Below are 22215 nucleotides of genomic sequence, written 5' to 3'. Positions count from 1 at the left end.
GTCTTGATCTGGCTGGCAAGCTTGATCCACTGATGCACCTGGTGCATATGGTCTGCAGAACAGCGACTGTACGGAAAAACTGAGCAATGACCGCGAACGAGAAGCTGGTATTGGCCCTTCCCAAAGGGCGTATTCTGAAGGAATTGGCGCCTCTTTTGTCAGGTGCCGGAATTGAGCCCGAGGCGGCATTCAATGATGAGTCCGCCCGCCAGCTCCGCTTCGCGACCAACCATCCCAACCTCGAAATCGTGCGCGTTCGCAGTTTCGACGTGGCGACCTTTGTCGCGTTCGGCGCGGCTCATTTCGGCGTCGCGGGCAACGATGTGCTCATGGAGTTCGACTATCCGGAGCTCTATGCCCCTGTGGATCTGGATATCGGGCACTGCCGTCTTTCAGTCGCGGCGCCAAAGGAGTTGCTGGCCGAGGAAGATCCGGCGCGCTGGAGTCATATTCGGGTGGCGACGAAGTACCCCGAGATCACCCGCCGGCACTTTGCGGCGCGCGGCGTGCAGGCCGAGTGTATCAAGCTGAATGGAGCCATGGAGCTGGCACCGAATCTCGGGCTTTGCAAACGTATCGTCGATCTGGTGTCCTCCGGCGCGACTCTGAGGGCCAACGGCCTGGTCGAAGTGGAGGAAATTGCGCAGATAACCTCGCGCCTGATCGTGAACCGGGCTGCGCTTAAAACCCGGCCCGGCGAGATGAATGGCTGGATCGACCGTTTTTCGGAGGTCGCGGATGCCGCTTAAGCTGAATGCGGCGGATGCCGGCTTCGAGGCGGCGTTCCGGGAACTCCTGGCGTCCAAGCGCGAAGATTCGCTCGACGTGAACGAAACTGTCGCCGCGATCTTGAAGGACGTTCGGACGCGCGGAGATGCGGCGCTGGTTGACTATACCGAGCGCTTTGACCGTCTGACCCTGACCGCAGAGACCCTGCGGGTTTCGGCCGACGAGATCATGGCAGCCGAAGCAAAGTGCGTGTCCGAAGACCTGGCTGCCCTCAGTGTGGCCGCCGATCGTATTCGGGACTACCACCGGCGGCAGGTGCCCGAGGATTTGGACTATACCGATGCAGATGGCGTGCGCCTTGGGCATCGCTGGACCCCTGTCTCGGCTGCCGGTCTCTACGTGCCGGGCGGGTTAGCGTCTTATCCTTCGTCAGTCCTGATGAACGCAATTCCGGCGGCGGTTGCCGGGAGTGAGCGGGTCGTTATGGTCGTGCCGACGCCTGACGGTGTGATCAATCCGCTGGTGCTGGCGGCAGCCAAACTGGCCGGGGTGACAGAGATCTACCGGATCGGCGGTGCTCAGGCCGTCGCGGCGCTGGCGTACGGCACGGAGACGATTGCGCCGGTGGACAAGATCGTCGGCCCGGGCAACGCCTATGTGGCGGCCGCGAAGAAGCAGGTTTTCGGAAGGGTCGGCATCGATATGATTGCCGGGCCCTCGGAGATCCTGGTAATCGCCGACGCCGGTAACGAGCCGCGCTGGATTGCCGCGGATTTGCTGTCGCAGGCCGAGCACGACACCGCGGCCCAATCGATCCTCATCACGGACGATGCTGACTTTGCAGTGGCGGTTGAGCGCGCTGTCGAGGTCCATTTGCAGTCCTTGGAGAGGACCGGGATTGCCAGTGAGAGCTGGCGGGATCACGGTGCCATCATTCTGGTGCCGGACATGAAGGTGGCCGCCCGGCTTTCAGATCGCGTGGCGCCGGAACATTTGGAGTTGGCGGTCGAGGATCCCGACGCCCTGGCGGCACAGGTTCGCCATGCGGGCGCGATTTTTCTCGGCCGGCATACGCCCGAGGCTATCGGCGATTACATTGCCGGACCCAACCACGTTTTGCCGACCGCGCGCTCGGCGCGGTTTTCCTCCGGTCTTTCCGTGCTTGATTTCCTCAAACGCTCGTCCCTGATTTCCTGCAATCCGGATAGCCTGGGCGCTATCGGACCTGCAGCAGTGACACTGGCACAGTCCGAGGGTCTGGGAGCGCATGCCCTTTCCATTGCCCTGCGCCTGGAAAAAAGCGAGATGACCTGATACTCCTCCGCTCGAGTGTGAAGGGGTGTCGAATTTCGCGCTCCGGTTCCTGCAGGATTGATAATCTCTTTATTCTGAACCAATGTGGGCCGGGTTTGGAGTACTACGACACCGGAAATTAAACGGATTCAAATGCTTGGTGCAGAGCTCAAGACGCTGGTCGTGCCGGGCCCGGGAGCGGTGTTAATCAGGTTCTAAAGGGATTGCGGTTAAAACCCTGCTTTGGATGGGAAACGGGGGGACGGGATGAACGACGGACATGATTGCGGCGGGGACAAGTCGACAGAAACCGCGGATCAGCGTCTCATAGACATTGTGCTCGACGAGCGGACCATGGTGCGCCGGAGTGCCGATGTGGAGCAGGAACGCACGATCGCGATCTTCGATCTGCTTGAGCAGAATTTCTTTGCGCCCACCGGCGATTTTACAGGACCCTACCGGTTGAAGCTGGGAATCGCGGAAAATCGTCTGCAATTCGTCATCTCGAACGCCCAGGAAGCGCATCTGCGCACCATCGAACTGTCGCTCATGCCTTTCCGGCGGATCGTCCGTGACTATTTCAGCGTCTGCGAGACTTATTTCGAGGCCATCAAGGTGGCCAGCCCGGCAAAGATCGAAGCGATCGATATGGGACGCCGCGGGCTCCACAATGACGGCTCCGAGCTCTTAAGAGAGCGGCTCGCCGAGAAAATCGACATTGATTTCGAAACTGCGAGACGGCTTTTCACGCTGATCTGCGTTTTGCATATCCGGGGTTAAGCGCGGATGCGCGATCTGCCCGATGCTGTTCTCTTCTCCTGTACGATGAACGCTGTGCGCTCGCCGATGGCAGAGTCTATTCTAAAGCATCTCCTGGGACATCGGATTTACGTGGATTCCGCCGGTGTGCGCGGCGGCGAGCTGGATGGTTTTGCCATCGAGGTCATGGACGAAATCGGTATCGATATCTCCCGGCACAAGGCAAAAACCTTTGATACGCTTGAAGATACCTCTTTTGATCTGATCATTTCGCTCTCGCCTGAGGCGCAGCACCGTGCGGTCGAGTTAACCCGGACCATGGCCTGCGAAGTCGAGTTCTGGAACACCTTCGACCCCTCGATCGTCGAGGGAAACCGGGAAGTACGCCTGGATGCCTACCGGCAGGTCAGGGATCAGCTTTTGAAGCGAATTACCGAGCGCTTTACCCTGGATCTCAAGCCCAACCTGTAACGCAGCACGGTAAAACGCCTGTTTTGGGCCCAAATTCTTCGGATTTGAAGAATTTACAGGATCTGTATATGATCCGCGCGCTCGACGTCCGCGTTAACTTCCTCTATACAAGCGCCGGCGTTGAATGTTTTGGATGTACCACATTGGGTGGTGCCACCATATGTATGACCGCAAACAGCGGAAAGCGGAGTGAATGGCGAAGGAAGACTTACTGGAGTTTCAGGGCACGGTTCTTGAACTGCTGCCGAACGCGATGTTTCGTGTGAAGCTCGATAACGACCATGAAGTTTTGGCGCATACCGCCGGCAAGATGCGTAAACACCGCATTCGCGTGCTGGCTGGTGACCGCGTCAACGTTGAGATGACGCCCTATGACTTGACCAAGGGCCGTATCACCTTCCGATTCAAATAGACCGGCCCCCGGCGATGGCCGAGCGGTCTGTTCCCCTTGTTCTGGCTTCCGCGTCACCGCGGCGGCTGGATCTGTTGCGTCAAGTCGGCATAGAGCCAGATACCGTCGACCCGGCGGAAATCGATGAAACACCCGGCCCCAGGGAGCTTCCGGCGGATTATGCCCGGCGAATGGCTCAGGAAAAGGCGCGTGCGGTAGCGCCCCGGCACGCGGGCGCTTTTATTCTGGCGGCCGACACGGTGGTGGCGGTCGGACGAAGAATCCTCCCGAAAGCCGAGGATGAACAGGATGCACGCTCTTGTCTGGAACTGCTGTCGGGCCGGCGCCACAAGGTCATGGGCGGTGTTGCCCTGATCGACCCGTCGGGCAAGCTGCGCTGGCGGCTGGTCGCGACCGCGGTGGTCTTCAAGCGTTTGCATCCCGATGAGATTGCTGCCTATATCGAGAGTGGCGAGTGGCAGGGTAAAGCCGGTGGTTATGCCATCCAGGGACGGGCGGCGGCATTGATCCCCTCGATCAACGGTTCCTATTCCAATGTGGTCGGACTGCCTCTTGCCGAAGTCACCACATTGATGACGGGATCCGGATTCAAGCCATGAGCGCCCGGCAGGAGCGCCCGTCGGGACCGGTGCGGATCCTGATATCCCGTTTGCCCGGCGAGGTGCGCGTTGCGGCGCTTCGGGAAGAACGCCTGGAAGACCTTTTAATTCTGCGCGACGACCGGCCGCGTGTGTTGGGAAACATCTATCTGGGCCGCGTTCAGGAGATCAGCACGGGCCTCGAGGCGGCGTTCATCGACATCGGCCTGCCCAGGCCCGGTCTTTTGCCGCGTGGAGAAGCGCCCGGCAAAAAGCAGCTTGGCCATGCTCTGTCCGAGGGCGACACCGTCACGGTCAAGGTCGTTCGCGAGGCCGGTGAGGACAAGGGGGTCCGCCTCACCGCACGCATTCATGACCCGCCTGCCGGCCTGGAGGCTTCAGCATCCGATGCCGACTGTCCCTCCCTTCTGACCGAAGGGGCAGACCCGCTCTTGGCGCTCATCGCCCGCCAGAATGAAATCGAAGCAATCGTTGTGGATGACAGTGGATTCTGCCGGGATTTGGCGATGAGGCTCGAAGCGGCGGGGATGTCTGGTGCAGAGGTGACGTATGACCCCGCTCTGCGGCCGCTGTTCGAGCGCGAGGGCGTCGAGGAGCAGATCGATGCGCTCCTGTATCCTCTCGTCGAACTGCCGGGTGGAGGGTCGCTTTTGATCGAGCCCGTACGCACTCTTACCGCCATTGACGTCAATCTTGGCGCCATGGCTACCAGCGGAACGGCGCAAAACCAGGCCCTTGAAGTCAATCTCAAGGCCATGACTGAGATTGCAAGGCAGCTTCGCCTGCGGGCGGTCGCCGGTCTGATTGTTGTCGATTGCCTTGAGATGAGAGACAAAAAAGCCCGCGATCAGGTCGTCGCAAGCCTTCGGTTGGCACTGAAAGATGACGATCAACCTTGTCAGGTGATGGGAATGTCGCCTTCGGGCCTGCTTGAGATGACCCGGCGTCGGGCGGGTCCGACTTTGGCGGAACTCCTCACGGAGCCCGGCGGCGAAGAGGGATCAGGCCGGCAGCGGGATGCAGCTACCCTGGCCTACGAGGCTTTACGCCTTGCCTTGCGGGAAGCCGAAGCGGCTCCTGGCTCGGAAATCCTGGTCAAGGCACCCGACAGGGTCGTTCAGCTTTTGCGGAAAGGCCAGGTTGCAAAAGCCAGGTCTCTTGTTGAGAAACGCCTGGGCCAGGGTTTGCAGCTTGAATGCCTACAGCACAACCCGGAAAAAGACGGCTATGCCGCTCTTCCCAGGCTTGAGGTCCTGGCGGTTCAGCGCTAAGAATCCGTCATGACCGACAAACCAAAAGAGATTAACGTCGCCGCTGAGCCGATTCATACCATCAAAACGGCGGGGCGCTGCCCCATCTGTGAAGGGCCTGTAGAGCCAAAGTACCGGCCGTTTTGCTCTAAAAGATGCGCAGACGTGGACCTGGGGCGCTGGTTCAAGGAAAGTTATCGCATCCCCACTGACGAGGCGCCCGGTGACGGCTCGCTTGGGGATAGCGAAGACTACTGAAAAGGCTGTCGTGCGCCGAGTCTAACGATCCTGTTGGGCCGCCGGACCAGCCATGAGGCGGGCGTGGGGCCGGGTTCGAAAAATCCTCTGGACAGAAAGCGTTAAATCGCGGCATTTGCTCTGGACAGACGGCGGCACATTTTCTATAAGCCCTCGTCCGCGATTTCGCGGCGATGCCCAGGTAGCTCAGTTGGTAGAGCAGCGGATTGAAAATCCGCGTGTCGGTGGTTCAAATCCGCCCCTGGGCACCATTTATCTCATTCAATAAAATGACGGTCTGCGGTGTGCTTCAACGCTCGAGCCGCAACTTGTAACGGCTACGAATATGGCCGAAACCGTGGCGCTTGAGTGCCGTTGGTCTGCTGTGTACAGCGCCTTGCGGATAGTTATCACGAAAAAAAGCCAAGGCTGTGTCTGCAGAGACAACACTTGCAGAGATGACGGCTATCCGCTTCGAGCGGCGCGCCTGGCCCCTGCCAGTCTTACTCCTATCTGTCTGATCCCGATCAACCTTTTCCCGATCAGCTTGGCCACTATCAATTGACTGCTGGTTTTTCTGTCAGCCTTGGACTGACAGCAGGTACGGGGTCCTGAGTCAGATTGATCCGCTCGACAATGATTCCTGCATCATTCCTGATCACCACTTCGTCCTGAAAGTCGATACCATGAAGCGTGAGAAGCTTTCGGAAGGCCCAGGTCTGCTTTTTTAACATCCCGACCATGGCCTCGGACTGTGCCAGGTCGACCGCCGCTTTCTTGTACAGCGCCTGATAGTTCACCTCCTGCGCGGCAGCATCGCCTGAAATCATCAGCAAAACGGCGAAACAGCAATACTTCAAGCTCAGATTCCTTCTTTGAGACGTTCAAAACCAGATTTTGAGTTGTCGCAACCCTGAGGTCACTTCATCGAGCAAACCAACATAAACGTTTAAAAACCAAACGTCAGATCAATTCTGAATTGTAATTGAAGCTCGGTGGCTGTGCAATATCCACCATTTTGCAAAAGAAACGGAACTTTATGGCCGAAACGGAAGCTTACTCTATCGAGCCCGGGGCCCGAACGAATTCAATGCGGCTCTGGTTAAAACGGCGCTTCGATCAAAAACGTCAGGCCAAGAACTATTTGTTCATCATTTGGTCTCCTTGTTGTGAGAGCCTTTCATCGAGATAAGCCTGCGCGACATTTGGAAGCAGGCCCCAAGATGAGACACCCGGTTACCTGTTGTAACACTCGATGTGGATTTGGATGGCGCTGTTTCCCGGAACTTTTATGGATCAGATCATCCGGCCGCCGGTTTGCCCCGGGTTTCCGCAAGAGCCCTGTATTTGAAGAGCTTCTTGTGATACTAATCGCGCACGAAAGCCCAACGGAGAGAGAACGAATGAAAAACAGTTTTAAGGCGATTGCGCCGGTCGCACTGGCATTCGCGGTCGCTTTGACCAGTGGAAACGCCTTTGCAGCAGGTGATGCCGCAAAGGGAGAGAAAGCCTTTAAGCGCTGCTCCGCCTGCCATTCCCTCGAAGAAGGTAAAAACAAAGTAGGGCCATCCCTGCACAATATCATCGGCCGCACAGCCGGTACCGTGGATGGCTACAAGTACTCTGATGTTTTCGCCGAAGCCGCTGAAAAAGGTCTTGTTTGGGAGCCCGATCAGTTGGTCGCTTATCTCGAAGACCCAAAGAAGTACCTTGCCGCGTTCGTTGGCAAGGACAAGGTCAGATCGAAAATGGCGAACAAGTTCAAGAAGCTTGAACTCCGTCAGGACATCGTCGCTTATCTGGAATCACTGCAGTAGCGTCGAGTTTTTCGAAGCTGCCAGGAACCAGGCAGCCATGAATTAAAAACGGCCTGGAAGCAAAGTTTCCGGGCCGTTTTTTTGTGCTCAGAAGGATCGAAGAACTCTTTAAGAGCCTGCCGTCCAGACCCGGGAGTGCCTCAAAGAGAATTTGATCTGCATCAAGGATCGGCGCAGGCCTGCTCTGTAGCATGCAGCCATCTCTTTCCCAATTGCGGAGCAGGTCATGACCCAAGCGATTCAGACACTGCGATCCGAGCATAGAACCACCGCACGGATGCTCGACCTGCTCGACCGGCAAGTCACTCTCTTTGAAGACGCTCAAAGACCCGACTACGACCTTCTCAAGGATGTCATAGACTATTTCCTGACCTATCCGGACCTCTATCACCACCCGAAGGAAAACCTGATTTTGGAGGTTTTGCGCAAAAGAGACCCCGAAATGGCGGCACCGGTTGGTGACATCGACAAGGAACACGCCGAAATCTCCGGGCGGCTGCATGAGTTCGCGCAGGCCGTGGTCGAGGTTCTGATGGAGGTTGAAATCTCCCGGGACGCCTTCGTAAAAATCGCCAGAGACTTTATCGACGAACAGCGCCAGCACATGGTCAAGGAAGAGCAGGTCTTCTTCCCTGCGGCGCTTGAGGCGTTGTCCGACAAAGACTGGGCAGAAATCGACAAAAAGGTTTCACGTTTCCAGGACCCGCTGACGGCCAGCGAAGGAGAGCTGAAATTCGACTCGCTCCGCCAGATGCTGCGCACATAACCCTGGCGTCAATCTCTCAGGTCCGGCGCCGGTCCGTCAGGATGGCCGTTTCACAATAAAATCGATCTCCACCAGCGCCTGAACCGCGAGGGCGGTCACGCCAACACAGGTGCGCGCCGGCAGGCGGCCTGCGGGAAAGTAGGACCGATAGACGTCGTTCATGGCCGCATAGTCCCGTTCGAACTCCGTAAGGAACGCGCGCGCCGAGACCACGTGCTCAAGGCCGAGCCCGAGCCCTTCGAGAACCAGCACCAGATTATCCATCACACGGCGGGTTTGCGCCTCGATACCAGCGGCCAGCGGTGCATCCGGATCGGTCGGATCGGTCGGCATCTGGCCGGTCAGAAACACCCAGCCGTCGGCCTCAACGGCATGGGAGAACGGAGCCACGGGGCGCGGCGCCCGGGCGATCATGTGAAAAAGAGGATCCGGCATCTTCGTTGCTTTCTCATCGAGCCGTATCCGCAGTGGCATCCTGCGAACCGGGAATTGGCCTTTGGAATCGGCTTGGCTTCAGGCATCCGGGCAGATTTACAGCGGAAAATCAACAAACAGACGCAGGATTACGTCACGAACTGCCATCCCGCCAGGTCTCCCGGCGTTCAACAGCTGGTGATCGCTTGTGAGTTGCCGAAATCAATAACAGACCCAAATTCGTGGGTGACCGCAGTTTACAACACAAGAGACCAGCCCAGTGACCCCGAGAGCCCTGAGACGATCCGCGCTTACACTCATGGCAGCCGCGATAGCCGTGGCCGCACCGGCACTGGCGGCGCCCTCTACTGTGCCGCCGGCCTTCGAGGATTGGGAGCTGCTGGAACTTCCGGACAAGGACCCGGCCGAGTTCAAAATATCCGAAACCGGCAGTCTTCAGATTGAGGCAGAGAACGCCGTCGCTTTCCTCTATGCCCAGATCGAAGGTGCCCCCTCTAAACGCCTCGCCTGGCGCTGGCGTGTCGACCAGAATATTCCGGCCACCGATCTCTCCAGAAGCGGCAAGGACGACCGGCCGCTCGCGCTGCACATCTGGTTCCCGCCGAAACCCGAGGATGTCACGCTTGGCAACCGTCTGGGTTCCCTCTTCGGTTATCCCATGATCGGTCAGGTTCTGACCTATGTCTGGGGCGGAACCGCGGAACGCGGCGCTAAAATGTCGAACCCGCACTTCGAGAACTCGAAGCTCATCGTTTTGCGGTCCGGGTCGACGCCGACCGGTATCTGGTTCAGCGAAGAAATCGACATCACCGCCGATTACCAAATGGCATTCGGGTCGCCGCCGCCGGGCAAGGCGTATATTGCAATATCGGCAGACACCGACGACGCAGGCGGTACATCGGTCGCGCAGTTGGACGATCTGAAACTCCTGGAGCCCGAGACGCCTTTACCCGCCCGCGGCTTCAAGCCATGACCAGCCTGAATGACCAACTCCGCAGCCTCGCTGCCAAAGGCGGGAAGGCGGATTCAGAGCACCCCGAGTTGGATTGGAGCCACCCCGCTCCGCGTCTCGCTTTTTGGCAACGGCCGATCGCCTCTGGAATAGTCAATCAGTTCATCGGCGGCGAGGAGGCCACGGCCCGCCTCTGCGCAGCTGTCGCGCCGCAAATGGATTTACAGGCCGCTCGGGATTGCCTTCTGGTACAGGTAGAAGACGAACGGCGTCATGCCGACATGTACCGGCGCTACCTTGCGCGGCTGAATGGCCGGCCTTCACAACAGAACCTCCTGGATGACGCGGTGACACGCTCGCTCTCCTGGAGGGGCGCGCCGGAAGCCGCGCTGCTTGCCTTTCATGTCATCGTCGAGGGCGAAGCCCTCGCGTTTCAGGAAACAGCCCGCAATCAGATCCCGGACCCTCTGTTCGATGCCATGAGCCGCCAGATTGCCAAAGATGAAGCACGGCATATTGCCTTTGGGCGTCTTTATCTCTCACAGTCGCTGCCGCACCTGCCACTGCAGGAACGTATCGAACTCTATCGATGGCTGCGCGCCCTCTGGTTTGAGGGCACTGCCCGGCTTTCATCCGGTCCGCTTGGCAATGTCATCGCGACCGCGATGCCGCGGCGCTGGATGCAAAAGAGATGGGAACACTGGCACACCGCGCTTGAGGCGGCAGGGCTCTTTGATGGCGCCGAAGCGTCGGACTTTCCCGTCTCATGAAGATCTCGATCGTAATTCCAACCCTGAACGAAGCCCCCCGCATCGGAAGCATCATTCATGATTTGCGTCTTCAGGACAGCGAGTGCGAGATCATCATTGTCGACGGCGGCAGCCAGGACGGGACTCTTGAGCAGGCGGAAGGGGCCGGCGCCCGCACCTACCCCGCGCCACGCGGCCGGGGTCAGCAACTCGCTCTCGGCGCGGCGCAGAGCACCGGCAATGTCATCTTATTTCTGCACGCGGACACGCAGCTTCCCGCAGGTGGACTGCGGGCCATTCGTCAATGCCTGAAAGATCCCGAAATTGTCGGCGGCAACTTTCGCGTCCTCTTCAACGGCAACAGCGATTTCGCCGAATGGCTGACGGGCTTCTACGCCCGTTTCCGGCGCTACGGACTCTACTACGGCGATTCCGCAATCTTCGTGCGCCGTTGTATTTACGACACGCTAGGTGGGATCAGGCCGATCGATCTCATGGAAGACTATGATTTCACGCGCCGGCTGGAACGGGTTGGCAAGACAGTCTGCATCGATACACCGGCAGTCGAGACCTCATCCCGCCGCTTCGACGGCCGCCGCCCGATCGCAATCGTCGCGGGTTGGCTCCTGATCCATGCCCTGTTTCATCTGAAGCTGCCGCCGCGCCTTCTCGCGCGCCTCTACGATTCCACACGCCGGAAACATCGCCCTGCGTCTTCGGTGGCAGAGCGGGTTCACAGGCAGAGTGATCACGTTTGAAGCGCGCTTTTATCAACTCTGCGGACCCGTTACATCGTTGAGATTCCAGTCATATTCAGTGCCCTGGATATCACCGATGGTGCCCAGGCGTTCCGCGAGTTCGGGGGCCGCATAGCGTTTCAAGTGCGCTAAAACCGATCGGGTCGAGCTGCCGAAGTCTTCCTGAAACCAGTCGTAAATTTTGGACACCGTTACGGTGTCACCCGCGATCGTCACGCCGCGCGGATCGTTGATGTAGGCTCGTGCAGCCGCCTCCAGCATGGTTTCCAGCTTCACTCCATCATAGGCATCGACGACCAGGTTCGGGCAGCCTATGGACGCGCAGTTCACCGCGTAGTGAATACGCGGGTCCTGCCATATGGGCCGCAGAATGCGGTGCTCGATATCGTTAAGACTGAGATCTTCGCCCTCCACCGAGACCAGATCCTTATCCCAGGGGCCGGACGCAAAAAGGCCAGGGGAGATATCAATGTCGCGAATAGTCTCGACCGGATAGTGGTCCAGGATCACCTGAACCGTTACGGCATTGTAGAGATTGACCCAATAGGCGAACTGCTCATCACGATTGTAACTGCTGATCGGAAGCCCGGTCAGATCCTTAATCGCCTTTTCCAGCTCTGTCTTGCCGCTGGCGCGAAAGGCAGCATAGTCAACCCGGTTCACGCCATCAGAACCTACCTGTACATAGCGTTTCAGAAGCCCGTCCCACGCGGAAAAGTCGATACGTGTGTTGCTTCCCGGATCATGACGTTCCCACCGGGGCCATAGATCTGCGGAGGGCGCGAAGAGGTTTTCGATAGACGTAAATCCGGCCAGCGGGACGATCAGAACGATAGAAAGCGCAACGCGTTTAGCGGCACGGATCGACGAGGAAAAGGCTTCTGCAGCAGGCATTTTCTGATTCCACAATACCAAGAGTCCGATCCCCGGTATTTTGTGTCACTGCCATGGAAAGGAAATCAAAGAATTGCGATGACGGCGTGAGCCAGGTCCGGTCAGCTCTTATCGTTTTGGTTTTTGAAGGCCAGAAGATAAAAGTCGTAGCTTGCCATACAGAGAACAATAATCGCGATAATGCGCAGGTCCCAGGCATCCACAAACCAGAGAATGATCGCGATAAAGCTGATCATGCAGAGCATTGAGATACACGCGAAGAACTTATCGAACACCGGACGTCTCCTCCCCGGCAAGTGCCAGCTTCCTGCAGTTAATCATGATGTTCCTGTCCCGTCACTCTCTTCCGTCACCTGCTTCATCAGCCAGTTCGCACTCCGCAACAGCCGGCCGTCGTCATGGCGCGGCCCGACCAGCTGCACACCCATTGGCAATCCCTGCTCTCCCTGAAGCAGCGGCAGGGTAACGGCAGGTGTGCCGCAGAGCGTCCAAAGCGCACAAAAAGCCGGGTTTCCCGTAGCATCCAGTCCCAAGGGCGCTTCGCCGGGTGCCGCCGGCGTCAGGATCGCATCGTAGCGGTCGAAAATCTCCGTCAGGCCGGCATTCAGCACCTCGATCCAATCGCAAGCCGCCATGTAATCGTGGGCCAGAATTGATCGCCCCTCCTCCACAGCAGCGCGCATTTGCGGGCTGAGTTGATCCTTGCCACGATGGTAGTAAGGACCGAAATTCTTCGCCAGTTCGGCCAGCATGATGGTGCGGTGGATCCCATGGCCCTCGCCGAAAGGACTCGGCAGGGACACCTCGTCGCAATTGCCCCCAAGAAACGCCGTCAATTCGCCAAAGGCTTCCTGCGTTGCGTCTTCTGCCTGATCCCATACCGGCGACTTCACGAAGGCAAAGTTCGGTGCGAGGGGCGGGCTTGACGTCGCCGTCCTTTTCAGGGGCGGACTGGGGATTGCGCTGGTGGCCGGGTCGCGCGGGTCATATCCGCTCAGGCACTCCGCCAGCAACGCGGCATCTTCCACAGACCGGCCAAACACGCCGACCGTATCCAGATGCGGCGCCTGCGTCACCACGCCGCTGCGCGGTATGAGGCCAAAGGTCGGCTTAAACCCGACAACACCGCAAAAGGCGGCCGGGCGTATGACAGAACCGGTGGTCTGCGTACCCACCGCAAGAGGCACCATCCCCGCGGCTACGGCTGCTGCCGAGCCGGATGACGATCCCCCCGGTGTGCGTTCAGGGTCTTGCGGGTTCCTGGTTTTGCCCGGCGCGAAGTAAGCAAGTTCCGTCGTGACCGTCTTCCCCATGATGATGGCCCCGGCCTCGCGCAATTTCGAGACCAGCACGGCATCATCGCCCGGACGCCGTCCTGCATCAAGTGGAGTGCCGTTCTCGGTCGGAACGCCTTTGGTATCGATGATATCCTTGATGCCTACAGGCAAGCCATGCAGCGGCCCGGTCGGCCGTCCACTCGCGCGATGTTCATCGGCGCTGCGGGCCTGCGCGCGCGCAAAATCCTGATGAAGGAAAGCCCAGGCCTGGACCTCGGGTTCCCTCTCGGAAATCCGGGCAAGGCAGGCCTCGACCAGTTCCGTGGCCTGTACATCGCCCTTCGCAAGACGCGGAAGCAGCGCGCTTGCCGTCAGATCTGCCAGGGACTCCATCAAATCACCTTCACGAACGTACGCTGTCTCAACCCGTCCCCCCTGGTCAACCGTAGAAAAACTCAGGAAGGCCGAGAGCCAGCGCCGGGAAGAGATAGAGCAGGACCATGGAAAGCACGATCATCGAGAGGAAGGGCATCACTCCCTTGAAGATCTGAACCAGCGTGACTTGCGGCGGCGCCACCCCTTTCAGGTAATAGGCCGCCATCGCCATGGGTGGCGTGAGGAACGAGGTTTGCAGGTTCAGTGCGACCAGAATACCGAAGAACAGCGGGTCGACCCCGAAGTGCGGCAGCAACGGCAGGAAGATCGGCACGAAGATGATGATGATCTCCGACCATTCGAGCGGCCACCCCAGCAGGAAGATAATGAGCTGCGCCAGAATCAGGAACATGATCGGCGAGAGCTGCAGACCGATCACGAATTCACTGACCAGATGCTCGCCGCCCAAATACGAGAAGACCGACGAGAAGGTCCAGGATCCGACGAAGAGCCAGCAGACCATCGCCGAGGTCCGCACGGTCAGATAGACCGACTGGCGCAAACGCTCCCACGTCAATGAGCGGTAAGCGACGGCGAGAACCAGCCCGCCCAGCGCGCCGATTGAGGCTGCCTCCGAGGGCGTCGCGAGCCCGAAGAGGATCGCACCCAACACCGAAAGAATGAGGATCGCCAGAGGAAAAAAGGACGTCAGGAGCATCCAGGCAACCTGCAGTCCCGAGTAGGTTCCCACCTCCTCGTCAGTCGCCTTGGGTGCCAGCGAAGGATTGAGCCAAGCCCGTCCAATGACATAGACCATATAGAGGCCCGCCAGCAGGAATCCCGGAATCAGAGCACCCGCGTAGAGCTTCACGATAGAAACGTTCGACGCCGCCGCATAGACGATCAGCATGATGCTCGGCGGGATCAGAATCCCCAGACAGCCGCCGGCGCAGATCACACCACTGGCAAAGCTGGTGTCGTACTTGGCCTTGAGCATGGCCGGAAACGCCAGCATGCCCATCAGCGTCACGACAGCGCCGATGATGCCTGTCGCGGTCGCGAACATCGCACAGGTTGCCAGCGCGGCAACCGCCATGGCGCCGGGCAGATTTCGCGCGGTCAGATACAAGGTGTTGAAGAGGCGATCGACGATATTCGCCCGTTCAACTATGTAGCCCATAAATAGGAAAAGGGGTATCGCCGTCAGGACGTCGTTCGCCATCACCGAGTAAGTCTGGTTGACGAAGAGGTCGAAGATCCGATTGTCGAAGATCGTCTGCATGCGCTCGGGGTCGTAGTAGGCGTAGTAGCCAAAGGCGACCCCCATCGCCATGAGCGTAAAGCAGATCGGGAACCCGAGGAAGATGGTCATGATGAAGATGCCGAGCATCATGACGGCAATTTGAGGGTCGGTCATTTGCGATCTCCTTTGGGCGCGATCACATCGACGGCCTCACTGCCATGATTCAAAATTTCACGCTCATGCTGTTTCAAGAGCACGTCTTCCATCTCTTCCACGTCTTCCTTGGCCTTCGGCCAGGCGCCGTCCCGCATGCAGATCAGGCAGCGGCAGATCTGTGCCAGGCCTTGAATGAACAGAAGAACGCCAGCGGCAACGATGATGGTCTTAAACTGAAAAATCGGGACATTCGCCGGGCTCATCACACTGACTTCGCTGTAGCGCCATGATCTTGACGAATACTTCCAGCCCGCGAGAATCAGCGCGATAACACCGGGATAGAAAAACAGAAAATACAGAACGAGTTCGACCTTCGCCTGAGTCTGCGGCTTCCAGAGCCGATAGAGAAAATCGCCGCGCACGTGGCCGTCCCTCGAAAGGGTGTATGCCCCCGCCATCATGAAGAGCGTGCCGTACATCATGTAGCTGATATCAAACGACCAGGCTGTCGGGTCGTTCAGAACATAGCGGACAAAAACCTCATAACCGACACCAAAGGTCATGATCAGAATGCACCACGAAAAGGCCTTGCCGAACCAGGCCGTGATACCGTCAACGATTTCAATAAAGCGTTCCATTTCAGCTCCGCATGCGGCCCCGTCGCAAGTCAGCAGTCGACAATCCCGTCGATGGCAGAAAAGCAAGCGTCAGGGACGGCGCACTGCGCCGCCCCTGGCTTATCTATCCAGCCCCGATGGATCCCGGCTCTAGAAGCCGAGTTTACCTGGGAAGTAATGCTCGTACGCCAGCTTATAGTCAGCTGCGTTCATCAGATCGTAGAACGCCACCCGCTCGGCCCAGGCCTTCTGGCTGTCCACGACCTTCTTGAAGAACTCATCCTTCAAGAGACCTTCAAGAACCTTGTCCCATGACTCCAGCTGAGCCTTCATCACAGAGCTCGGCGTGCGGTGAACGTTGACGCCATCCTCGTTGATCAGGGTCTGCAGGTCCTTGGAGTAGCTGTCCATGGCGAGGCCGTAGTTGGCCGTATTGGTCGCCTCGGCGGCATATTCGAGAATCGCCTTCTGCTCATCCGCGAGCGAATCGAAGCGCTGTTTGTTGAAGATGATCTCAAAGAATTCCGCGGCCTGATGGTATGACCCCATCATGTAGTCTTTGGAGACATCCTGCGCGCCGAACTGGCGATCGGCGGTCGGGTTATTGAACTCGAAAGCCTCGATGACGCCACGCTCCAGAGCCGGAACGATTTCACCACCGGGCAGCTGGGTTACCTTCAAGCCCATGCCCTGCATGATGTCCGTCGCCAGGCCAACCGTGCGGTACTTCAAGCCCTGCATGTCCTCAGCCGACGTGATTTCCTTTTTGAACCAGCCGAGAGGCTGTGTCGGCATCGGCATGGCAAAAAAGCCAACCAGGTTCAGACCCAATTTTTCCTGGACGAGCTCCTGATAGAGTTCCTTGCCGCCACCGTAGTGGATCCAGGCGAGAATCTGTGACGCATTTGCGCCAAAGACCGGACCTGTGCCGAAGAGAGAGGCAGCCTTGCTCTTACCGTACCAGTAGGCGGTCACCGTATGGGCCGCATCCAGAATACCGTCATGGCAGGCGTCCTGAACCTGAAAGGCCTTCACAACCGCGCCGGATGGCAGGTAGTCGATTTTCAGACGGCCGCCGGACATTTTACCGACACGCTCGGCATATTGCTTCGCCATGTCGGAGAAGATCGACGACGGCCCCCAGGAGCCCTGCATTTTTAACGTGATTGTTTCAGCGCGCGATACCTGAGGCATTGCAAGAGCGGCTGTCGCCGCACCGGCGGCACCGGCACCACCTTTGAGAAAGCGGCGACGATTCACCGTTTTCGGATCTTTAGCTTTGGACATAGTTTCCTCCCTGGTTGATTCTTTGTTCAAATCAAAACACGGCGGAGAAGTTTTGTCTTGTACGCCTTGGCCGCCGTGAACAGCATTCGCCTTCGAAACCTAGGAACCTGAGCGAGTTTAGGCAGACTTTGTCACGCGGCACAATAAGCCGCATTCCACATCGTGGAAATGATACAGAAGAGATGACGGCGAACCGCGGATTTGTGATTTCTCACAGGATTGTGACACCGGCGGAGAAAGCGGTAACGCCTTGAACACTACAAGCAAGCCGGGGTGTGCTCGCCAGCTCTAGCGGCAGATAAGACGGCACCTGTGCGGCTTAGTGGGAAAATCCTGTATACGAATGATCTTGAGAAGGACGCTTAGGTGGCGAACCTCCGGGAGGCCGGTAAAATACGTTGCAGCGCCGCGTCGGAGATATCCTTGAGAGGTTGCAGAGAAACACCGCTGCGGGCTCTGACCATCAATCCCTGGCTAAAGCTCACGAACAGCTGCGCAAGAGCAGTGACGTCTTCGTCTCGTGGCAAGTCGCCTGAAAGCCGAGCCTGTTCGAAGCGACGCACGAATGTCTCGTCAAGGCCTGCGAGGCACTCAATCAGTTTTTCCCTGAAACGTGGCGAGCTCTCTGCAGCGTCGGCGAGCACCACGGTTACGAGGCAGCCTTTCGGCCCTTCAGGCCGGCATGTCAGCGCCAAAAGACCATCGAAAAAATCGGAAAGATCCGCAGACAGTGCCCGGCCCTTTTCCAGCCGTTCCAGGCAGGGCGCAACCTTGACCGAGAGATAATAATCCACCGAGGCAAGAAAAAGCGCCTCCTTGCCGCCAAATTCATGGTAAAGGCTCGAACGTCTGATGCCGAGCGCTTCCGTGAGCTCTTCAATCGATGCCGCGTCATAGCCCCTCGTCCAAAAGACCTTGGTGGCCCTGCACAGCACCTTATCCCGGTCGAAAGACCGGGGGCGGCCACGCGCCCGACGCACGCCCTCCGACCCATTTGGCGGTTGTTCCTGCATCTCTATCCAATCCACGAAACTCAACTGCCCCGTCACGGGCAAAGATCATAATTTGACTAAAATTTGGGCGTTTCTGTGATCTAGTCTAACTTTCTTGACCGCTCTTTCCAGCAGTTTTCAGGTCGTTGCGGCTTCACCACCCGAGTTCGACAATACAAATGGCCGAAATACATCGAAAACCGCAATCTGGACTAGGTTGGGAACTCATATTCCTTGACGGTCTTGACGATAAAATTATGTTTTCTGGCAAGGAGTTAATAGTGGAGCGATGCTGAAGCATCGTGCTTAGCCAGAATTGGACCGATGACACGACGCTGTCCAGAACGTGGTTCCCAGAACTCATAGTCTTATCGCGCGGGCGGGTCGTGTTTTGTCGGGTTTTAGGGGCGTGGAGCCCTCTCACCGGGCCTTCAGGCCCGCTTTCGAGACCTCTCCTGCCTAAAACCAGGCAAAACACGATCAAAGCCATCAAGGAATATGAGCCTCAACCTAATTCCCGAAACAGCGTTTATTTGCCTTGATTTTGCTGGAATGCGGGCCAGAAGACCATCACTGGGCTCGCCTCATCTCTGCGAGGTCGCGGGTTTGGAGGTGACAAAAGACTTCAGGTCACCGTATCCGCGAGAGCGGTCTTCTCAGGTTAGACCAAGATGCCTGGCCGTTCCCACGCCTGAAGCAGTAGTCTTCGGCAACTTCCATTCCGATATGCTGAACACTCTAGCGGTTCTCTGTCGAATACAGAGAACCGCTAGAGAATTTACCGATCAGGCCGCCGCCTTTACCTTCAGGCGCAAGGCGTGCAAGGTCGGCTCCGTATAGCCGGACGGCGCTTCGCAGCCGAGCAGGATCAGGTCCCGCGCGGCCTGGAAGGCGTACCCGTTGCACGCGGGCGCCATCGGAGTGTAATGGCTGTCGCCGGCATTCTGGCCGTCGACCACAACTGCCATACGCTCCAGGGTCTCCTGGATCTGCTGTTCCGTGCAGATGCCGTGACGCAGCCAGTTGGCGAGCAATTGGCTCGAAATCCGTAAGGTCGCCCGGTCTTCCATCAAACCGATATCATTGATGTCCGGCACCTTGGAGCAGCCCACACCCTGATCGACCCAGCGCACGACATAGCCCAGGATCGACTGAATGTTGTTGTCCAGTTCCTCCTGAATCTCTTCTGCACTCCAGTTCGGGTTCTCGGCGAGAGGGATGGTCAGGATATCGTCCAGCGAAGTTCTCGGCCGCTGTTTCAATTCCTCCTGCCGTGCATGCACGTCGACCTTGTGGTAATGCAGTGCGTGCAGGGTCGCGGCCGTAGGTGACGGCACCCAGGCGGTGTTCGCGCCGGCCATGGGATGGACTGTCTTCTGCTCCATCATGTCCGCCATCTTGTCGGGCATCACCCACATGCCTTTTCCGATCTGGGCATGGCCTTGAAGACCGCAGGCGAGCCCGATGTCCACATTCCAGTTTTCATAAGCGCCCAGCCAGGTCGCCGCTTTCATATCGGCCTTGCGCGCCATCGGTCCGGCTTCCATCGAGGCATGGATCTCGTCTCCGGTCCGGTCCAAAAAGCCCGTATTGATAAAGACAATACGGTCCTTCACCTTGCGGATACACTCTTTCAGATTGACGGTGGTTCGGCGTTCCTCGTCCATAATGCCGATCTTCAGGGTCGAGCGCTCCAGCCCGAGCAGGTCTTCGACGCGCTCGAACAGCAGATCGGCAAAGGCCGCCTCTTCCGGTCCGTGCATCTTCGGCTTTACGATGTAAACCGAGCCTTGGCGCGAGTTACGCAACCCGTCTTTGGCGCGCAAATCGTACATCGCAATTAATGAAGTCACGATCCCGTCCAGAATACCTTCGGGCAGCTCCTGACCTTCGGCATCAAGCACCGCAGGCGTGGTCATCAGATGCCCGACGTTGCGGATCAGCATCAGACTGCGGCCCGGCAACGTCAGCTTGTTTCCCGTCGGGGAGATGAATTCGCGGTCCGGATTGAGCGCACGCGTGAAGGATTTCCCACCCTTGCTCAGATCTGCCGTCAGGTTCCCCTGCATCAGACCCAGCCAGTTTCGGTAAGCCACCACCTTGTCTTCACCGTCCACGGCAGCAATGGAGTCTTCGCAGTCCATGATCGCGGTCAGCGCGGCCTCGACCTTCACGTCGGAAACGCCGGCAGGATCTGATTTGCCCACGGTCGTCGTGGGATCGATACAGATTTCCAGATGCAGACTGTTGTTGACCAACAGGATCGACGTCGGCGCGCCCGGCTCACCCAGGTAACCGGCAAACTTAGACGGATCCTGAAGACCAACGACAGTCCCATCCTTCAGTTCGGCGGCCATCTTCTGATCGGAGACCCTGTAGCGCACTACCTCCTTGTGTGAACGCCCATCGGCCAGGGCGACGGACTCGTCGAGAAATCCGCGGGCGTAGTCTATGACCGCCTGACCGCGCACAGGATCATAGCCCTGTACCGCTTCGCCGGTCGCGGGAATGACGTCCGTTCCGTAGAGTGCGTCGTAAAGGCTGCCCCAGCGCGCATTCGCCGCATTCAGGGAATAGCGCGCGTTCATCACAGGAACCACCAGCTGCGGTCCGGCAATGCGGGCAATCTCGTCGTCTACATTCTCCGTCCCGACGGAAAAAGCATCGCCCTCAGGGACCAGATATCCGATATCCGACAAAAAGCTCCTGTAGGCTTGCCGGTCGATCGGCTGTCCGGCATGCGCGCGGTGCCAGCTATCCATCTCTCGTTGAATGCGCTCGCGTTTGTCGAGCAGCAAGCGGTTTGTCGGCCCAAGATCGCGCATGATTGCGGCGAAACCCGACCAAAACGAGCCGGCGTCAAGACCAAGGCCGGGCAGGGTTTCCTGCTCGATGAACTGAACCAATGCGCGGTCAATCGATAGACCATTGATGACCTTATAGTCTGACATAACTATCCCCAGTTTCCTGAAATGTGGAGCGCAGTGCAGGCGCACCCGAAACTTAGGGCAGGCTTACGGAGATTTCACCCTGCGTGAGAATGTTTTTCACGATGCGGTATGCGTATTTTTTATCTATTTATTTCAATTTATTAAACCATGCCTTCGAAGAATCCTGTCATTACCAAAATGATATGAAACACTTCCCGTCCTCCCCTCCCGGTCGACGAAAACCCGCAACAGGCTGCGGACGAAGAAAACTGCCTCTCTGTGCCGCCTCACTTGCGGGTCACAGATTGCGGTGTCCTCGGCACCGCCGTAAGTCTCTGGTTTACCCATGCAAGTAACTGGATTGTAATGCGGTCGGCTGACAATCTGAGGAGAAGCGCGTGGACGCGGCTGAAGAAAAAAGGATTGCCCGGAAGATCTTCACCGCGCGTCGGTCGAGGCAGCGGTTTCACCCCTTACGTGGCGCGGACACCCCGCCATCGCTCGTTTCCGCATACCGGATCCAGGACGAGGTTGACCGGCTGTTTCAGACCGAGGCCAATGCAGGACCGATGGGCGGGCATAAAATTGCGCTGACATCGAGGGCCATCCAGGAACTTTGCGGCGTGGATCAGCCGGCTTACGGGACTATTCTCGCTGAAACGATCCGCTCAGCCCCTGCAACAATCCAGCTATCAGCATACGCGCGGCTCGGGCTGGAATTCGAAGTCGCATTCGAGATAAACCACGACGTAGAGCCTCGGGGACCGGCGGCTGAAACGATTCACGACCGTGAGAGCATTGCTGAATTTGTGGCAAGCGCCATGCCGGCCTTCGAGCTGATTGACGACGGCAACGCAGATTACGGCGATCTGGATGCCGCCTCGATCCTGACCGACCGCTGCTGGTGCGGCGGTGTCGTGCTCGGCACAAGAGCAACAGCATGGCAAAGCCTGGATTTGGCCGCAGCGGCCGGCGAGCTGCTGTGGAACGGTGAAGTTATTGATCGAGGTTTGGCAGGCGATGCCATGGGACACCCCCTTGAGGGTCTGGCCTGGATCGCCAATCATCTGCATTCACGTGGCCGGCGCCTGCGTGAAGGCGACATCGTTATCACCGGAAGCGCCCTCAAAACCCAGTTTCCGAAATCCGGTGACGAGGTCCTATACCGCATAGCCGGTCTGGGTGAGGTCAGCCTGAAGGTCGAAGACTGACGACGG

At 58.1% G+C, this 22215-nt stretch carries 24 protein-coding genes and 1 tRNA gene; 15 read left to right on the top strand and 10 right to left on the bottom strand.

Features of this window, described 5'->3' with window-relative positions; genetic code table 11:
- Nucleotides 1–86: 86 nt before the first annotated feature.
- From hisG to FKG95_RS24410, 9 genes are all read left to right on the top strand, one after another.
- Nucleotides 87–749, top strand: a complete 663-nt coding sequence (gene hisG / locus FKG95_RS24450; protein WP_142899064.1) for an ATP phosphoribosyltransferase — start codon at nucleotides 87–89, stop codon at nucleotides 747–749.
- A complete protein-coding gene (hisD, locus tag FKG95_RS24445) occupies nucleotides 739–2043 on the top strand; it encodes a histidinol dehydrogenase (protein WP_142899063.1) in 1305 nt (434 codons plus the stop codon). The genes hisG and hisD overlap by 11 nt, the downstream gene beginning before the upstream one ends.
- Nucleotides 2044–2289: 246 nt before the next feature.
- The gene (locus tag FKG95_RS24440) at nucleotides 2290–2802 is read left to right on the top strand and encodes a UPF0262 family protein (protein ID WP_142899062.1); all 513 of its coding nucleotides are present in this window, start codon (nucleotides 2290–2292) and stop codon (nucleotides 2800–2802) included.
- Between the two features lie 6 nt (nucleotides 2803–2808).
- Nucleotides 2809–3252 carry an arsenate-mycothiol transferase ArsC gene (locus tag FKG95_RS24435; protein WP_142899061.1) on the top strand — a complete coding sequence of 148 codons (444 nt, stop codon included), beginning with the start codon at nucleotides 2809–2811 and terminating at the stop codon, nucleotides 3250–3252.
- Nucleotides 3253–3445: 193 nt separating this feature from the next.
- Nucleotides 3446–3664 carry a translation initiation factor IF-1 gene (gene infA, locus FKG95_RS24430; RefSeq protein WP_142899060.1) on the top strand — a complete coding sequence of 73 codons (219 nt, stop codon included), beginning with the start codon at nucleotides 3446–3448 and terminating at the stop codon, nucleotides 3662–3664.
- A 14-nt stretch (nucleotides 3665–3678) separates the two neighbouring features.
- The gene (locus FKG95_RS24425) at nucleotides 3679–4263 is read left to right on the top strand and encodes a Maf family protein (protein ID WP_142899059.1); all 585 of its coding nucleotides are present in this window, start codon (nucleotides 3679–3681) and stop codon (nucleotides 4261–4263) included.
- The gene (locus FKG95_RS24420) at nucleotides 4260–5534 is read left to right on the top strand and encodes a ribonuclease E/G (RefSeq protein ID WP_142899058.1); all 1275 of its coding nucleotides are present in this window, start codon (nucleotides 4260–4262) and stop codon (nucleotides 5532–5534) included. Before FKG95_RS24425 ends, FKG95_RS24420 begins: the two co-directional genes overlap by 4 nt.
- Before the next feature lie 9 nt (nucleotides 5535–5543).
- Nucleotides 5544–5771, top strand: a complete 228-nt coding sequence (locus FKG95_RS24415) for a DNA gyrase inhibitor YacG (protein WP_142899057.1) — start codon at nucleotides 5544–5546, stop codon at nucleotides 5769–5771.
- A 175-nt stretch (nucleotides 5772–5946) separates the two neighbouring features.
- A tRNA-Phe gene (locus FKG95_RS24410) sits at nucleotides 5947–6022 on the top strand.
- 285 nt (nucleotides 6023–6307) lie between these two features.
- On the opposite strand, the gene FKG95_RS24405 is transcribed toward FKG95_RS24410, so the two are convergent.
- Nucleotides 6308–6610 carry a hypothetical protein gene (locus tag FKG95_RS24405; protein ID WP_142899056.1) on the bottom strand — a complete coding sequence of 101 codons (303 nt, stop codon included), beginning with the start codon at nucleotides 6608–6610 and terminating at the stop codon, nucleotides 6308–6310.
- A gap of 543 nt (nucleotides 6611–7153) precedes the next feature.
- On the opposite strand from FKG95_RS24405, the gene FKG95_RS24400 reads away from it, so the two are divergent.
- Nucleotides 7154–7567 carry a c-type cytochrome gene (locus FKG95_RS24400; protein ID WP_179954265.1) on the top strand — a complete coding sequence of 138 codons (414 nt, stop codon included), beginning with the start codon at nucleotides 7154–7156 and terminating at the stop codon, nucleotides 7565–7567.
- Nucleotides 7568–7793: 226 nt separating this feature from the next.
- Nucleotides 7794–8333 (top strand): hemerythrin domain-containing protein, encoded by a 540-nt coding sequence (locus tag FKG95_RS24395; protein WP_142899054.1) that lies wholly within the window; start codon nucleotides 7794–7796, stop codon nucleotides 8331–8333.
- 36 nt (nucleotides 8334–8369) lie between these two features.
- Here FKG95_RS24395 and FKG95_RS24390 read toward each other — a convergent pair whose 3' ends face one another.
- Nucleotides 8370–8768: a RidA family protein gene (locus FKG95_RS24390; RefSeq protein WP_218940353.1), complete on the bottom strand. Its 399-nt coding sequence runs from the start codon at nucleotides 8766–8768 to the stop codon at nucleotides 8370–8372.
- A 259-nt stretch (nucleotides 8769–9027) separates the two neighbouring features.
- On the opposite strand from FKG95_RS24390, the gene FKG95_RS24385 reads away from it, so the two are divergent.
- From FKG95_RS24385 to FKG95_RS24375, 3 genes are read left to right on the top strand one after another with little or no spacing between them, the layout of a single operon-like run.
- A complete protein-coding gene (locus FKG95_RS24385; protein ID WP_142899053.1) occupies nucleotides 9028–9741 on the top strand; it encodes a DUF3047 domain-containing protein in 714 nt (237 codons plus the stop codon).
- Complete coding sequence (locus FKG95_RS24380) at nucleotides 9738–10490, top strand: ferritin-like domain-containing protein (RefSeq protein ID WP_142899052.1); 753 nt, start codon at nucleotides 9738–9740, stop codon at nucleotides 10488–10490. Before FKG95_RS24385 ends, FKG95_RS24380 begins: the two co-directional genes overlap by 4 nt.
- Nucleotides 10487–11227, top strand: coding sequence for a TIGR04283 family arsenosugar biosynthesis glycosyltransferase (locus tag FKG95_RS24375; protein ID WP_142899051.1), 741 nt, complete (start codon nucleotides 10487–10489; stop codon nucleotides 11225–11227). Before FKG95_RS24380 ends, FKG95_RS24375 begins: the two co-directional genes overlap by 4 nt.
- 12 nt (nucleotides 11228–11239) lie before the next feature.
- Here the strand turns inward: FKG95_RS24375 and FKG95_RS24370 are convergent, their stop codons facing one another.
- From FKG95_RS24370 to FKG95_RS24340, 8 genes are all read right to left on the bottom strand, one after another.
- Nucleotides 11240–12121 carry a DUF547 domain-containing protein gene (locus FKG95_RS24370; protein WP_142899050.1) on the bottom strand — a complete coding sequence of 294 codons (882 nt, stop codon included), beginning with the start codon at nucleotides 12119–12121 and terminating at the stop codon, nucleotides 11240–11242.
- Between the two features lie 101 nt (nucleotides 12122–12222).
- Nucleotides 12223–12396, bottom strand: coding sequence for a hypothetical protein (locus FKG95_RS29780; protein WP_179954264.1), 174 nt, complete (start codon nucleotides 12394–12396; stop codon nucleotides 12223–12225).
- A 42-nt stretch (nucleotides 12397–12438) separates the two neighbouring features.
- Nucleotides 12439–13791, bottom strand: a complete 1353-nt coding sequence (locus FKG95_RS24365) for an amidase (protein WP_142899049.1) — start codon at nucleotides 13789–13791, stop codon at nucleotides 12439–12441.
- A 46-nt stretch (nucleotides 13792–13837) separates the two neighbouring features.
- Nucleotides 13838–15190 carry a TRAP transporter large permease gene (locus FKG95_RS24360; RefSeq protein ID WP_142899048.1) on the bottom strand — a complete coding sequence of 451 codons (1353 nt, stop codon included), beginning with the start codon at nucleotides 15188–15190 and terminating at the stop codon, nucleotides 13838–13840.
- Nucleotides 15187–15810 (bottom strand): TRAP transporter small permease subunit, encoded by a 624-nt coding sequence (locus FKG95_RS24355; RefSeq protein ID WP_142899047.1) that lies wholly within the window; start codon nucleotides 15808–15810, stop codon nucleotides 15187–15189. The genes FKG95_RS24360 and FKG95_RS24355 overlap by 4 nt, the downstream gene beginning before the upstream one ends.
- Nucleotides 15811–15939: 129 nt before the next feature.
- Nucleotides 15940–17076, bottom strand: coding sequence for a TRAP transporter substrate-binding protein (locus FKG95_RS24350; protein WP_142899046.1), 1137 nt, complete (start codon nucleotides 17074–17076; stop codon nucleotides 15940–15942).
- Between the two features lie 362 nt (nucleotides 17077–17438).
- Nucleotides 17439–18089, bottom strand: coding sequence for a TetR/AcrR family transcriptional regulator (locus FKG95_RS24345; protein ID WP_142899045.1), 651 nt, complete (start codon nucleotides 18087–18089; stop codon nucleotides 17439–17441).
- 764 nt (nucleotides 18090–18853) lie between these two features.
- Nucleotides 18854–21019 carry a malate synthase G gene (locus FKG95_RS24340; protein ID WP_142899044.1) on the bottom strand — a complete coding sequence of 722 codons (2166 nt, stop codon included), beginning with the start codon at nucleotides 21017–21019 and terminating at the stop codon, nucleotides 18854–18856.
- Between the two features lie 377 nt (nucleotides 21020–21396).
- Between FKG95_RS24340 and FKG95_RS24335 the strand changes: the two genes are divergently transcribed.
- Nucleotides 21397–22209, top strand: coding sequence for a 2-keto-4-pentenoate hydratase (locus tag FKG95_RS24335; protein WP_142899043.1), 813 nt, complete (start codon nucleotides 21397–21399; stop codon nucleotides 22207–22209).
- Nucleotides 22210–22215: the final 6 nt, after the last annotated feature.

The sequence above is a fragment of the Denitrobaculum tricleocarpae genome (genome assembly GCF_007004665.1).
Taxonomy (GTDB): domain Bacteria; phylum Pseudomonadota; class Alphaproteobacteria; order Kiloniellales; family Kiloniellaceae; genus Denitrobaculum; species Denitrobaculum tricleocarpae.
Note: the sequence above shows the minus strand (reverse complement) of the source record. Positions and strands in the feature narration are given on the sequence as shown.

Bases quoted from the DNA above. Each gene is read 5' to 3' on its own strand.
- FKG95_RS24420 (WP_142899058.1), top strand. From the start codon at position 4,260: ATGAGCGCCCGGCAGGAGCGCCCGTCGGGACCGGTGCGGATCCTGATA.
- FKG95_RS24370 (WP_142899050.1), bottom strand. From the start codon at position 12,121: ATGCCTGCTGCAGAAGCCTTTTCCTCGTCGATCCGTGCCGCTAAACGC.
- hisG (WP_142899064.1), top strand. From the start codon at position 87: ATGACCGCGAACGAGAAGCTGGTATTGGCCCTTCCCAAAGGGCGTATT.
- FKG95_RS24390 (WP_218940353.1), bottom strand. From the start codon at position 8,768: ATGCCGGATCCTCTTTTTCACATGATCGCCCGGGCGCCGCGCCCCGTG.
- FKG95_RS24360 (WP_142899048.1), bottom strand. From the start codon at position 15,190: ATGACCGACCCTCAAATTGCCGTCATGATGCTCGGCATCTTCATCATG.
- FKG95_RS24350 (WP_142899046.1), bottom strand. From the start codon at position 17,076: ATGTCCAAAGCTAAAGATCCGAAAACGGTGAATCGTCGCCGCTTTCTC.
- FKG95_RS24400 (WP_179954265.1), top strand. From the start codon at position 7,154: ATGAAAAACAGTTTTAAGGCGATTGCGCCGGTCGCACTGGCATTCGCG.
- FKG95_RS24440 (WP_142899062.1), top strand. From the start codon at position 2,290: ATGAACGACGGACATGATTGCGGCGGGGACAAGTCGACAGAAACCGCG.
- FKG95_RS24365 (WP_142899049.1), bottom strand. From the start codon at position 13,791: ATGGAGTCCCTGGCAGATCTGACGGCAAGCGCGCTGCTTCCGCGTCTT.
- FKG95_RS24355 (WP_142899047.1), bottom strand. From the start codon at position 15,810: ATGGAACGCTTTATTGAAATCGTTGACGGTATCACGGCCTGGTTCGGC.
- FKG95_RS24435 (WP_142899061.1), top strand. From the start codon at position 2,809: ATGCGCGATCTGCCCGATGCTGTTCTCTTCTCCTGTACGATGAACGCT.
- FKG95_RS24395 (WP_142899054.1), top strand. From the start codon at position 7,794: ATGACCCAAGCGATTCAGACACTGCGATCCGAGCATAGAACCACCGCA.
- FKG95_RS24375 (WP_142899051.1), top strand. From the start codon at position 10,487: ATGAAGATCTCGATCGTAATTCCAACCCTGAACGAAGCCCCCCGCATC.
- FKG95_RS24345 (WP_142899045.1), bottom strand. From the start codon at position 18,089: ATGCAGGAACAACCGCCAAATGGGTCGGAGGGCGTGCGTCGGGCGCGT.
- hisD (WP_142899063.1), top strand. From the start codon at position 739: ATGCCGCTTAAGCTGAATGCGGCGGATGCCGGCTTCGAGGCGGCGTTC.
- infA (WP_142899060.1), top strand. From the start codon at position 3,446: ATGGCGAAGGAAGACTTACTGGAGTTTCAGGGCACGGTTCTTGAACTG.
- FKG95_RS24415 (WP_142899057.1), top strand. From the start codon at position 5,544: ATGACCGACAAACCAAAAGAGATTAACGTCGCCGCTGAGCCGATTCAT.
- FKG95_RS24340 (WP_142899044.1), bottom strand. From the start codon at position 21,019: ATGTCAGACTATAAGGTCATCAATGGTCTATCGATTGACCGCGCATTG.
- FKG95_RS24425 (WP_142899059.1), top strand. From the start codon at position 3,679: ATGGCCGAGCGGTCTGTTCCCCTTGTTCTGGCTTCCGCGTCACCGCGG.
- FKG95_RS24380 (WP_142899052.1), top strand. From the start codon at position 9,738: ATGACCAGCCTGAATGACCAACTCCGCAGCCTCGCTGCCAAAGGCGGG.